This window comes from Serratia sp. CY29653, from assembly GCF_052169255.1.
In the GTDB taxonomy this organism is placed as follows: Bacteria; Pseudomonadota; Gammaproteobacteria; order Enterobacterales; family Enterobacteriaceae; genus Serratia; species Serratia sarumanii.
Genome location: NZ_JBJNLC010000005.1, coordinates 125,661 through 137,093, shown reverse-complemented (window position 1 = coordinate 137,093; position 11,433 = coordinate 125,661). Strand labels below are relative to the sequence as shown.

The following is an 11,433-nucleotide window of genomic DNA, read 5'->3' as shown; positions in this document are numbered from 1 at the left end:
GGGCATTGATACAGAGAGTTCGGGATATGTTGCAGTTCATACTCCGACGTTTGGGGTTAGTTATCCCAACGTTTATCGGCATTACATTGCTGACTTTTGCATTCGTCCATATGATCCCCGGCGATCCGGTGACCATCATGGCCGGGGAGCGCGGTATCTCCGCCGAGCGCCACGCGCAGCTGATGGCGGAAATGGGGCTGGACAAGCCGCTCTATCAACAATATTTCTCCTACGTGTCCAACGTGCTGCAAGGCGATCTGGGCACCTCCCTCAAAAGCCGCATCTCCGTCTGGAGCGAGTTCGTTCCGCGCTTTCAGGCCACGCTGGAACTGGGCATTTGCGCGATGATCTTCGCGGTGCTGGTAGGCATCCCGGTCGGGGTGCTGGCGGCGGTCAAACGCGGCTCGGTCTTCGACCATACCGCGGTGGGCATCTCGCTGACCGGCTATTCGATGCCGATTTTCTGGTGGGGCATGATGCTGATCATGCTGGTGTCGGTGCAGCTCAACCTGACGCCGGTGTCGGGGCGCATCAGCGACACGGTCTTCCTCGACGACAGCCAGCCGCTGACCGGCTTCATGCTGATAGACACCCTGATCTGGGGCGAGCCGGGCGACTTCGTCGACGCGGTGATGCACATGATCCTGCCGGCCATCGTGCTGGGCACCATTCCGCTGGCGGTGATCGTGCGCATGACCCGTTCCTCGATGCTGGAGGTGTTGGGCGAAGACTACATCCGCACCGCGCGCGCCAAGGGCGTGAGCCGCATGCGGGTGATCGTCGTTCACGCGCTGCGCAACGCGCTGCTGCCGGTGGTGACGGTGATCGGGCTGCAGGTCGGCACCATGCTGGCCGGCGCCATTCTGACCGAAACCATCTTCTCCTGGCCGGGGCTGGGCCGCTGGCTGATCGACGCGCTGCAGCGCCGCGACTACCCGGTGGTGCAGGGCGGGGTGTTGCTGGTCGCCTGTATGATCATTCTGGTTAACCTGCTGGTAGACGTGCTCTACGGCGTGGTCAACCCGCGTATTCGCCACAAGAAATAAGGGGCGCTCTCATGTCTCAAATCACTGAGTCTGCAGTTAAAGGTGCGCCGAAGCCGATGACCCCGTTTCAGGAGTTCTGGCACTATTTCAAGCGCAATAAAGGGGCCGTGGTCGGCCTGGTGTATATCGTTCTGATGCTGGTGATCGCGCTCGGCGCCGGCGTGCTGGCGCCGCATGCGCCGGCGGACCAGTTCCGCGACGCGCTGCTCAAGCCGCCGGTGTGGCAAGAGGGCGGTAGCTGGCAATATATCCTCGGCACCGACGACGTGGGCCGCGACGTGCTGTCGCGCCTGATGTACGGTGCGCGCCTGTCGCTGCTGGTCGGCTGCCTGGTGGTGGTGCTGTCGCTGATCATGGGCGTGATATTCGGCCTGCTGGCCGGTTACTTCGGCGGCGTGGTGGACGCGATTATCATGCGCGTCGTCGACATCATGCTGGCCCTGCCGAGCCTGCTGCTGGCGCTGGTGCTGGTGGCGGTATTCGGGCCGTCGATCGTCAACGCCTCGCTGGCGCTGACCTTCGTCGCCCTGCCGCACTATGTGCGTCTGACGCGCGCAGCGGTGCTGGTGGAGGTGAACCGCGACTACGTCACCGCTTCGCGGGTGGCGGGCGCCGGCGCGCTGCGCCAGATGTTCGTCAATATTCTGCCTAACTGCCTGGCGCCTTTGATCGTGCAGGCTTCTCTCGGTTTCTCGAACGCCATTCTGGACATGGCCGCTCTCGGCTTTCTGGGCATGGGCGCGCAGCCGCCGACGCCGGAGTGGGGCACCATGCTCTCCGACGTGCTGCAGTTCGCGCAAAGCGCCTGGTGGGTGGTGACTTTCCCCGGCGTGGCGATCCTGCTGACGGTGCTGGCATTCAACCTGATGGGGGACGGTTTGCGTGACGCTCTCGACCCCAAACTCAAGCAGTAACAGAGGACGAGAGAGATGGCGTTATTGAATGTAGACAAGCTTTCGGTGCACTTCGGTGACGAAGGCACCCCGTTCCGCGCGGTAGACCGCATCAGTTACAGCGTGGAGCAAGGCCAGGTGGTCGGCATCGTCGGTGAATCCGGCTCCGGCAAATCCGTCAGCTCGCTGGCGATCATGGGCCTGATCGATTTCCCCGGCAAGGTGATGGCCGACAAGCTGGAGTTCAACGGCCAGGATCTGCGCAAGATCTCCGAAAAAGAGCGCCGCCAGCTGGTGGGCTCCGAAGTGGCGATGATCTTCCAGGATCCGATGACCAGCCTGAACCCGTGCTATACCGTCGGTTATCAGATCATGGAGGCGCTGAAGGTGCACCAGGGCGGCAACCGCCGCACTCGCCGCCAGCGCGCTATCGACCTGCTGACCCAGGTGGGCATTCCCGATCCGGCCTCGCGGCTGGACGTGTACCCGCACCAGCTTTCCGGCGGCATGAGCCAGCGCGTGATGATCGCCATGGCCATCGCCTGTCGGCCGAAGCTGCTGATCGCCGATGAGCCGACGACCGCGCTCGACGTGACCATCCAGGCGCAGATCATCGAACTGCTGCTGGATCTGCAGCAGCGCGAAAACATGGCGCTGCTGCTGATCACCCACGATCTGGCGCTGGTGGCGGAAGCTGCGCACCACATCATCGTGATGTACGCCGGCCAGGTGGTGGAATCCGGCAAGGCGGCGGAGATTTTCCGCGCCCCGCGCCACCCGTACACCCAGGCGCTGCTGCGCGCGCTGCCGGAGTTCGCCGCCGACAAGGCGCGGCTGGCTTCGCTGCCGGGCGTGGTGCCGGGCAAATACGATCGCCCGACCGGCTGCCTGCTCAACCCGCGTTGTCCCTACGCCAACGAGCGCTGCCGCAACGAGGAGCCGGAACTGCGCAGCATTCCCGGCCGTCAGGTTAAATGTCACACACCGCTGGATGATGCGGGGAGGCCGACCGTATGAGCCAGAATCAACCTTTACTGCAGGCAATTGACCTGAAGAAGCATTACCCGGTGAAAAAGGGCCTGTTCGCGCCGGAGCGGCTGGTCAAGGCGCTGGACGGCGTCTCCTTCACCCTGGAGCGCGGCAAAACGCTGGCGGTGGTCGGTGAGTCGGGCTGCGGCAAATCGACGCTCGGCCGCCTGCTGACGATGATCGAAGTGCCGACCGGCGGCGAGCTGTACTATCAGGGGCAAGATCTGCTGAAGCCGGACGCCTCTGCCGAGAAGCTGCGCCGCCAGAAGATCCAAATCGTGTTCCAGAATCCTTACGGATCGCTCAACCCGCGCAAGAAGGTCGGGCAGATCCTCGAGGAGCCGCTGTTGATCAATACCTCGCTCAGCGCCGCCGAACGGCGGGAAAAAGCGCTGGAGATGATGGCGAAGGTCGGCCTGAAGACCGAGCATTACGATCGCTACCCGCACATGTTTTCCGGCGGCCAGCGTCAGCGTATCGCCATCGCCCGCGGGCTGATGCTGAACCCGGACGTGGTGATCGCCGATGAGCCGGTGTCGGCGCTGGACGTGTCGGTGCGCGCTCAGGTGCTGAACCTGATGATGGATCTGCAGCAGGATCTGGGGCTGTCCTATGTGTTCATCTCGCACGATCTGTCGGTGGTGGAGCACATCGCCGACGAGGTGATGGTGATGTACCTCGGCCGCTGCGTGGAAAAGGGCAGCAAAGAGGCGATCTTCAACAATCCGCGCCATCCGTACACTCAGGCGCTGCTGTCGGCGACGCCGCGATTGAATCCGGATATGCGCCGCGAGCGCATCAAGCTGACTGGCGAGCTGCCCAGCCCGATGAATCCGCCGCCGGGCTGTGCGTTCAATGCCCGCTGCCGCCGCGCCTTCGGCACCTGCGTTCAGCTGCAGCCGCAGCTCAAACAGTACGGTGAGCAGATGGTGGCCTGCTTTGCGGTCGATCAGGACGAACATCCGGGGGCGTGAAGCGCCGGATTTTCCTGTCTAAACCAAACGCCGGCACAGCGCCGGCGTTTTTTATTATTCAATCAAAGGGTTGGTCAGTAGACGATCGTGACAACCCGTCTTTTAAATTATGCTCTTAACATAATTCTGGAAAACGTTATATTTTTAAGAATCTTCATACGATAATAATAATCGAATAAGAGAATTCAACGGGTTGCTGTTAATAAGTTTATTTCGGCCGATAGCGTTCGCCATTTTTATTATAACAAACCCAATAAAAAAGCACGCCGACGGCGTGCTTTGGGTGAATGAGGCCGCGCTTATTGCGGATAAGGCACCCAGTCGCCGCCGTTCAGGCGAATGTAGGGCTTGCCCTGATACAGCATCACGACGGCGTTGTCGTTTTCGGAGATGACCGGGGTCTGCGGCAGCCCCTGGGTCAGCGCCTGCCAGTCGACGCTGGGTTCGCTGAAGACCTTGCCGTCCACCAGGCGCGACACCAGTTCAGACAGCGCCAGATAGCTGCTCGGCGTTTTGATCTGCAGCGGGCTGCCCTGATGCGGCGCCTTCATGCCCACCAGTTTGATGCCGACCGGCGTATGGGTGATATTCGGGCTGGGAATGTCGCGCAGGCCGGACATCTGCATCTTGTCGCCCACCAACGCCGCGCCGTGTTCAGGCACGATCACCACCACCACTTTGCGGCCGGATTTCTCCAACTGATCGAGGAAGGTGTTCAGCTGATCGAACAGCTTCTGCGCGCGCGGCGGGTAGTCGGCGCTCTTGTTGGAGCCGACGAAGCGGTTGCCGTCGTGCAGCGGGATGACGTTGAAGAAGGTGGCGGTGCGGCCGTCACCGCCTTTTTGCTGCTGATCCAGCCAACGGGTCAGCAATTCGAGATCGTTATAAATCGGCTCGCCGTCGAACGACGTCAGCTCGTTGCCGATGCCGGCCTGCGACATCAGCGGCGCCTGCATGTCGCCCTGTTCACGCAGCTCTTTCAGGAAGTTGCCGAACACCCCGGAGTGATCGAGCATCAGCTGTTCCTTGAAGCCGAGCTTCGCCAGGTTGTCGAACAGGTAACACTGCTGGTTCACCGGCTGATACAGATCGCGATGCGAAAGCTGGCCGCAGCTGGCGCGCAGCAAACGGATGGCCGCCGGGCCGCTGTAGGCGGTGGCCGAGTTGAAGTTGTCGAACATGATGTCCATCTTCGACCACAGCGGGTGATTTTGCAGGTTGACCGCGTCCATATCGGCCCAGGCCAGCGAACAGATGTTGATCACCAGCAGATCGAACGGCTGGGCATCGGCGGGCAAGCTGGCCGGGAACGCGGTGGTGCGGCCTTTTTCTCGCTCGTAGAACTGGTTCAGGTAGGCCGTCAGGTTGGCGCTGGTCGGCGGCAGGCTGTCTGCCGGCGCAGCATCCCCCGCCGCCGGCGCAGACGTGGCCGGCGTATTGGCGCCGCCGGCCGCGGCCGTGGAGGTCGCGGGCAGCAGGGAGACTGCCGGTCCGGCGATGTTGACGATATTGAGCCACACCAGCGCCGCCACGGTGAACACCGTGACGCGCACCCACTGCGCGACGAACAGGTAGGCGATAAACAGCACGAAGGCCGCGCCGATCATTTGCCAGTTGATAAAGCGACCGATCAGCTCCAGCAGATACTGGGCGCTGAAGCCGGCCAGCTGCGAACCCTGGCTGAGAATGCTGTTGATGCCCGGCAGCCAGGTGTCGTGGTAGAACAACGCGATGCCGATCGGAATGGCGAGGTAATGGCGCCAGCGATGCAGGCGCTGCGACGGGATCGGCATCAGCAGAAACGCCATGAACACCAGGTTCGGCAGCGCGTGGAAGTTCAGGTAGCCGAACCACAGCAGGGCGAATTTGGCCAGAAAGTACAGGTTCCAGCCGCCCAGTCCGCGCCAGTAGCGCCATAGAGCGTTATCGGATTGCGTCTTCGAGTTTGGATTCATGGCTGCTTCTTACGTTTAATCTGAGATGAGGAGCCTGTGCGCACCCACAAACCGGCGGATTTCAAATAGCGCGGCGATAACAACAGGTTTTGCCAGTATTGACGCAAATGCGGAAAACGCCGATGAAAGGCGTAGCCCAGCGGGATGAAGATCAGCGCGCACAGTAGGATCAGTTGCACGATGTCGTTAAGGTTCAGCATGCGGTTCCTCCTGCGGGCCAAGCTTCAGCGTGAAGGCGACCGGCTGCCGCCGTTCTGCGGGCGCCTCGGCCGCCGTCTCGCGGGGGCGCGGCGCGGCGCCGGCGGTGCCGGTGGCCGAAATCTGCCAGCGCCCCTGGGCCATGCGTTTGATTTCCGAAATGATATCGACGTCCTGATGCCACACCACCCGGTTGCTGAAGGCTTCATCCACCGGCAGGCGGAAGATGAACCTCAGCGCGGTATCCAGATCGTTGATGCGGCAGGTGGAGAGAAACAGCACCAGCCGCCCCTGCACCACGGTCATCACGTCGCCGAAGCGCCGCAGGTGGCACAGGGTCATCGCCTGTTCGGCGCGCAGGCCGGTGGCCGGCCGCAGCGCCACCATCACGCCTTTGCCGTCCTCGGGCAGCAGCGTGTTGCCCATCAGCGAAAGCACCGCCTGGCTGAACGGTTCCGGCCGCATATAGCCTTTAAGCTGCAGCGGGCGCAAACCGGCCAGCAGCGCATCGATGTCGGCGGGCACATGGCGCGAGAAGCGCTGCCCCTGGATGCCCTCGAGCATGGTCAGAAAACGCGACAGCGGCGCGACGTGCGGCACGATCAGGTTGGCGCCGCAGGCCAGCAGCAGCCGCTCGTCGCTGTAGCGCAGGCTGGCGCTCATCTCGCGCACCGCGATTTTCAGGCCGTTGCCGCGGCTGCGGCGCAGGGTGTGGATCTGGTGCGCCAGGTGATCGATTTGGTCGCTTTGGTACAGCGCGAAAATCAACGTCGCCGAGAGTCTCAGCATGCCGTGCTGCGCCAGTTCGTCGTTGCTCTCCAGCAGCTGCCAGTTGGCGGACAGCGGTGGCGCGCCTTCCAGGATGCTGCGCTCAGCCAGATACAGGCCTTCATCGCTGCGCAAGGCGGTGGGGGAGGGTTGGCTGTTTTCCTCCTCACCCTGCCAGCCGCCTTCCGCGGCGTACAGCGTCAGCAGCTGATTGGCGTTGATGCCGTTTTCGGTGCTCCACCAGTTCACCAGATATTGCGCGCTGTCCTGTTGCCATTGCAGGCTGGACAGGCCGTTCAGGATGCGATGCTGCGCGCTGAGCTGCCCTTTGAGCTTATTGATGCCGCCGCCGTGGCTGAGAATCAACAGCGTGCAGCCCTGCCGCCGCAGCCAGGCGGCGAGGGCGCGCGTCCACTCGCGCAGCTCTTCGGTGGTGAAGGTTTGCCACAGGCTGGCGTGGGCCAGCAGGATAAGTAAGCGATTTTGCGGCCGCAGGGCGCGCATCAGATCGTCGCTCAGCTGCGTCAGCGCGGCTTTTTTCTCCGGTAATTGATACAGCGGCAGCTTCTGCAACGCGGGCGAAGCCAGCTCGGCCAGCAGGCGATCGGGTTTGTCGCCGCTGCAGATCAGGGCGACTTTGCGGGTGGCCGGCTGGGCGGCAATGACCTGGCGACACAGCAGCGCGGCGTCGCTTTGCCTGTCGATATTGATCCAATAAAGCCCGGGGGCCTGCATCACCGACAGCTCTTCCCAAATCTGCCGAATGCCTAGAGAAAAAGAGTGCGCCATAGGATGTGTTCTACTTTCGTTGAAAGCCGACTAAAGGCGTTTATATATAAAGATAGCCATTTTTACTCTGGCAATAACAAATCTCCTACGCTCTGCAACAATATTTGTTGAGAATCATCTTATTGCCTCTCTCTTTTTGTATCGTTGCTATAGTTAATTAACATAGCCTATTTTCGCCAAGGCGGAAGAATGAATAACGCACCCACCCATTTTCGTGCAGCAGCGCCTGGGGAGAGCCAGGATGACCTGCAGGCGCTCAGCCAAGCTTTTTCATTGCCGAAATTAAGCTATGTCGATATTTCCCGGCAGGAGCGGTTAACGCAAATGATGACGCGCTGGCCACTGTTGGCCGAATTGGCGCAGACCACGGGGAGCCATTGATCTATGCCGGTGATCGCGCTGCAAGGGTTGCGGGGTGGAATGGGGACGACGTCGGTCACGGCGGCGCTCGCCTGGGCGTTGCAGCAGCTGGGTGAGTCGGTGTTGGCGATCGATTTCACGCCGGATAATCTGCTGCGCCTGCATTTCAACACGCCGTTCGAGCTGGCGCGCGGCTGGGCTCGCGCGGAGCGGGATGGCGGCGGCTGGCAGGAAGGCGCGCTGCGTTATTGTGAAAACCTCGACTTTCTGCCCTTTGGCTGCCTGAATGCGGCGGAACGGCTGGAAGTGCAGCGTCAGTGTCGGGAGCAGCCGGAACGCTGGCGCGACAATGTGCGCCAACTGATCGCCGGCGATCCGCAGCGCTGGATCCTGCTGGATGTCCCGGTTGGGGACGGCGTGCTGGCGCAGCAGGCGCTGCAGCTTGCCGACTGTGTGTTCATGCTGTTGAACCCCGACGCCAATTGCCAGGTGCGGCTCCATCAGCAGACACTGCCGAACGACTGCCGTTTCCTGGTCAATCACTACTCCTCCGCCAGCCAGCTGCAGCAGGATCTGCATCAGCTGTGGCTGCAAACGCTGAGCGGCCTGTTGCCGGTGGTGATCCACCGCGACGAAGCGTTGGCGGAAGCGCTGGCGGTCAAACAGCCGTTGGGCGAGTACCGCCCCGAGAGCCTGGCGGCGGATGAAGTGCTGACGCTGGCCAACTGGTGCCTGATCAATCTCAAACGGGGCGTTGCGCCATGAGCCGGGTATTGAGCCTGCTGCTGGTGCCGCCGGTGCGTCAGGCGGTGCAGACGCGCTACCGCGGCTATCGCCGCAATGGCGCATCGGCGCTGACCGCCTTTTTCGCCACGCTGCTGGTGGCGTTGGGCTGGCTGCTGCTGCGCTTCGAGTCGCCGGCCTGGCAGCGCGTGCGTACCGGCCGCGCTTACTGGTTCCCGCATCTGTCCGCCGAACGCCCGCGCCCGGCGGATGCGCTGCGTTATCTGCTGCAAGGGCTGTGGCTGCTGCTGTTTCGCAGCGGCCGCGCGCCGGTGCAGCGCGACTATTTCGCCGGTTGGCGCCGCCTGCAGCAGCGCTATGCCGACTGGCTGCAGGGCCTGCCGCAGCGGCTGAAGAACGCCGGCGTGGAACAGCGCTCGGTGGAGCGCCTCGGCCGCATGAACCGCGGCATGCGGCGCGCGCTGTTTATTCTGGTCAGCGTGCTGGCGGCGATCCTCGCCATGCTGTGCATCTCGCAACCGTTCGATCTGCCGGCGCAGTTCGTGTTCGTCCTGCTGCTGTGGGGGATCGCGATGGTGGTGCGCCGGGTGCCGGGGCGTTTGCCCGCGCTGATGCTGATCGTGCTGTCGCTGACCGTCTCCTGTCGCTACCTGTGGTGGCGCTATACCGCCACGCTGAACTGGGACGACCCGCTAAGCCTGGTGTGCGGCCTGTTGCTGCTGGTGGCGGAAACCTACGCCTGGGTGGTGCTGGTGCTGGGCTATTTCCAGACCATCTGGCCGCTTAACCGCCAGCCGGTGCCGCTGCCCGCCGATAGCGCCAGCTGGCCGACCATCGATCTGATGGTGCCGACTTACAACGAAGATCTCGGGGTGGTGAAGCCCACCATCTACGCGGCGCTGGGCATCGACTGGCCGAAAGAGAAGGTGAATATCTATATCCTCGATGACGGCAACCGCCCCGAATTCCGGGCGTTCGCCGCCGAAGTGGGGGTGAAATACATCGCCAGGCCGACCCACGAACACGCCAAGGCCGGCAACATCAACAACGCGCTGAAGCAGGCCACCGGCGAGTTCGTGGCGATTTTCGACTGCGATCACGTGCCGACGCGCTCCTTCCTGCAGCTGACCATGGGCTGGTTCTTCAAAGACAAAAAGCTGGCGATGCTGCAAACCCCGCACCATTTCTTCTCGCCGGATCCGTTCGAGCGCAACCTCGGCCGCTTCCGCCAGACGCCCAACGAAGGCACCTTGTTCTACGGGCTGGTGCAGGACGGTAACGACATGTGGGATGCGACCTTCTTCTGCGGCTCTTGCGCCATCCTGCGCCGCAGCGCGCTGGACGAAATCGGCGGCATCGCGGTGGAAACCGTCACCGAAGACGCCCACACTTCGCTGCGCTTGCACCGGCGCGGGCACACCTCGGCCTATATCCGCATTCCGCAGGCCGCCGGGCTGGCGACCGAGAGCCTGTCGGCGCACATCGGCCAGCGCATTCGCTGGGCGCGCGGCATGGTGCAGATCTTCCGGCTGGACAACCCGCTGCTGGGCAAGGGGCTGAAACTGGCGCAGCGCCTGTGCTACGCCAACGCCATGCTGCACTTCCTGTCGGGCATTCCGCGGCTGATCTTCCTCACCGCGCCGCTGGCGTTTTTGCTGCTGCATGCTTACATCATCTTCGCGCCGGCGCTGGCGATCGCGCTTTACGTGCTGCCGCACATGATCCACGCCAGCCTGACCAACTCGCGTATCCAGGGGAAATACCGCCATTCGTTCTGGAGCGAAATCTATGAAACGGTGCTGGCCTGGTATATCGCGCGGCCGACGACGGTGGCGCTGTTCAATCCGCACAAGGGCAAATTCAACGTCACCGCCAAGGGCGGGCTGGTGGAGGAGGAGCACGTCGACTGGGTGATCACCCGGCCTTACATGTTCCTGGTGATCCTGAACCTGGCCGGGCTGGCGTTCGGCGTCTGGCGGTTGGCCTATGGCCCGACGGACGAGGTGATGACGGTGATCATCAGCCTGGTGTGGGTGCTGTACAACATGACGATTCTCGGCGGCGCAGTGGCGGTGGCGGTGGAGGCCAAGCAGGTGCGTCAGGCGCACCGCGTGGAAATCGCCATGCCGGCGGCGATCGCGCGCGCCGACGGCCATCTGTATCCCTGCACGCTGCGCGATTACTCCGACGGCGGCGTGGGCATTGAGATGCGGGTGGAAAACGCGTTGAAAGACGGCGACAAGCTCTCGCTGCTGCTCAAGCGCGGCCAGCAGGAGTACAGCTTCCCCTGCGTGGTGACGCGCGCCTTCGGCAACAAGGTGGGGGTGCGCCTGGTCGACCTCTCCACCCGCGAACACATCGATTTCATTCAGTGCACCTTCGCCCGCGCCGATACCTGGGCGCTGTGGCAGGACGGGTTCCCCGAAGACCGGCCGATCGAAAGCCTGCGCGACGTGCTGGCGCTGGGCTTCCGGGGGTATGTGCGCATGGCGGACTACGCGCCGCCGCTGGTGCGCGGTCTGCTGGTCGGGGTCACCTCGCTGACCGCCTGGGTCGTGTCGTTTATTCCGCGCGGCGTCGGCAGGGATCCGACCTTGGGTTAACAAGAAACAGTGGGTTAGCTGCGAGTTCAACCGCCCGCTCACTCGCCCGGTGAACAGGCTCCAACATTGATGAT

Annotated in this window: 10 protein-coding genes; 7 read left to right on the top strand and 3 right to left on the bottom strand. The window is 62.8% G+C overall.

What is annotated here, in order from left to right; all coding sequences use genetic code 11:
* Positions 1-26 precede the first annotated feature (26 nt).
* The 4 genes from dppB to dppF are packed head-to-tail and all read left to right on the top strand — an operon-like array spanning position 27 to position 3,942.
* Positions 27-1,046 (top strand): dipeptide ABC transporter permease DppB, encoded by a 1,020-nt coding sequence (gene dppB, locus ACJ8HN_RS20390; RefSeq protein WP_033636611.1) that lies wholly within the window; start codon positions 27-29, stop codon positions 1,044-1,046.
* Between the two features lie 11 nt (positions 1,047-1,057).
* A complete protein-coding gene (gene dppC / locus ACJ8HN_RS20385) occupies positions 1,058-1,960 on the top strand; it encodes a dipeptide ABC transporter permease DppC (RefSeq protein WP_025304838.1) in 903 nt (300 codons plus the stop codon).
* A gap of 15 nt (positions 1,961-1,975) precedes the next feature.
* Positions 1,976-2,956 carry a dipeptide ABC transporter ATP-binding protein gene (gene dppD / locus ACJ8HN_RS20380; protein WP_004934132.1) on the top strand — a complete coding sequence of 327 codons (981 nt, stop codon included), beginning with the start codon at positions 1,976-1,978 and terminating at the stop codon, positions 2,954-2,956.
* Complete coding sequence (dppF, locus tag ACJ8HN_RS20375; protein WP_033636613.1) at positions 2,953-3,942, top strand: dipeptide ABC transporter ATP-binding subunit DppF; 990 nt, start codon at positions 2,953-2,955, stop codon at positions 3,940-3,942. Before dppD ends, dppF begins: the two co-directional genes overlap by 4 nt.
* 299 nt (positions 3,943-4,241) lie before the next feature.
* Here dppF and bcsG read toward each other — a convergent pair whose 3' ends face one another.
* The 3 genes from bcsG to bcsE are packed head-to-tail and all read right to left on the bottom strand — an operon-like array spanning position 4,242 to position 7,652.
* Entirely contained in the window at positions 4,242-5,897 is a 1,656-nt protein-coding gene (gene bcsG / locus ACJ8HN_RS20370; protein ID WP_041037239.1) for a cellulose biosynthesis protein BcsG, read from the bottom strand.
* Positions 5,894-6,097 carry a cellulose biosynthesis protein BcsF gene (bcsF, locus tag ACJ8HN_RS20365; protein ID WP_004934139.1) on the bottom strand — a complete coding sequence of 68 codons (204 nt, stop codon included), beginning with the start codon at positions 6,095-6,097 and terminating at the stop codon, positions 5,894-5,896. The genes bcsG and bcsF overlap by 4 nt, the downstream gene beginning before the upstream one ends.
* Positions 6,084-7,652: a cellulose biosynthesis protein BcsE gene (bcsE, locus tag ACJ8HN_RS20360; RefSeq protein WP_442523863.1), complete on the bottom strand. Its 1,569-nt coding sequence runs from the start codon at positions 7,650-7,652 to the stop codon at positions 6,084-6,086. The genes bcsF and bcsE overlap by 14 nt, the downstream gene beginning before the upstream one ends.
* Before the next feature lie 189 nt (positions 7,653-7,841).
* Here bcsE and bcsR point away from each other — a divergent pair, with 189 nt between their 5' ends.
* The 3 genes from bcsR to bcsA are packed head-to-tail and all read left to right on the top strand — an operon-like array spanning position 7,842 to position 11,359.
* A complete protein-coding gene (gene bcsR, locus ACJ8HN_RS20355; RefSeq protein ID WP_033649881.1) occupies positions 7,842-8,033 on the top strand; it encodes a cellulose biosynthesis protein BcsR in 192 nt (63 codons plus the stop codon).
* Positions 8,034-8,036: 3 nt separating this feature from the next.
* Positions 8,037-8,777: a cellulose biosynthesis protein BcsQ gene (gene bcsQ, locus ACJ8HN_RS20350; RefSeq protein WP_049233737.1), complete on the top strand. Its 741-nt coding sequence runs from the start codon at positions 8,037-8,039 to the stop codon at positions 8,775-8,777.
* Positions 8,774-11,359, top strand: coding sequence for a UDP-forming cellulose synthase catalytic subunit (gene bcsA, locus ACJ8HN_RS20345; RefSeq protein WP_369950760.1), 2,586 nt, complete (start codon positions 8,774-8,776; stop codon positions 11,357-11,359). The genes bcsQ and bcsA overlap by 4 nt, the downstream gene beginning before the upstream one ends.
* Positions 11,360-11,433 lie beyond the last annotated feature (74 nt).

What these genes read in the sequence shown, in the direction of transcription:
- dppB (WP_033636611.1), top strand. Translation starts at nt 27, where the DNA reads ATGTTGCAGTTCATACTCCGACGTTTGGGGTTAGTTATCCCAACGTTT.
- dppC (WP_025304838.1), top strand. Translation starts at nt 1,058, where the DNA reads ATGTCTCAAATCACTGAGTCTGCAGTTAAAGGTGCGCCGAAGCCGATG.
- dppD (WP_004934132.1), top strand. Translation starts at nt 1,976, where the DNA reads ATGGCGTTATTGAATGTAGACAAGCTTTCGGTGCACTTCGGTGACGAA.
- dppF (WP_033636613.1), top strand. Translation starts at nt 2,953, where the DNA reads ATGAGCCAGAATCAACCTTTACTGCAGGCAATTGACCTGAAGAAGCAT.
- bcsG (WP_041037239.1), bottom strand. Translation starts at nt 5,897, where the DNA reads ATGAATCCAAACTCGAAGACGCAATCCGATAACGCTCTATGGCGCTAC.
- bcsF (WP_004934139.1), bottom strand. Translation starts at nt 6,097, where the DNA reads ATGCTGAACCTTAACGACATCGTGCAACTGATCCTACTGTGCGCGCTG.
- bcsE (WP_442523863.1), bottom strand. Translation starts at nt 7,652, where the DNA reads ATGGCGCACTCTTTTTCTCTAGGCATTCGGCAGATTTGGGAAGAGCTG.
- bcsR (WP_033649881.1), top strand. Translation starts at nt 7,842, where the DNA reads ATGAATAACGCACCCACCCATTTTCGTGCAGCAGCGCCTGGGGAGAGC.
- bcsQ (WP_049233737.1), top strand. Translation starts at nt 8,037, where the DNA reads ATGCCGGTGATCGCGCTGCAAGGGTTGCGGGGTGGAATGGGGACGACG.
- bcsA (WP_369950760.1), top strand. Translation starts at nt 8,774, where the DNA reads ATGAGCCGGGTATTGAGCCTGCTGCTGGTGCCGCCGGTGCGTCAGGCG.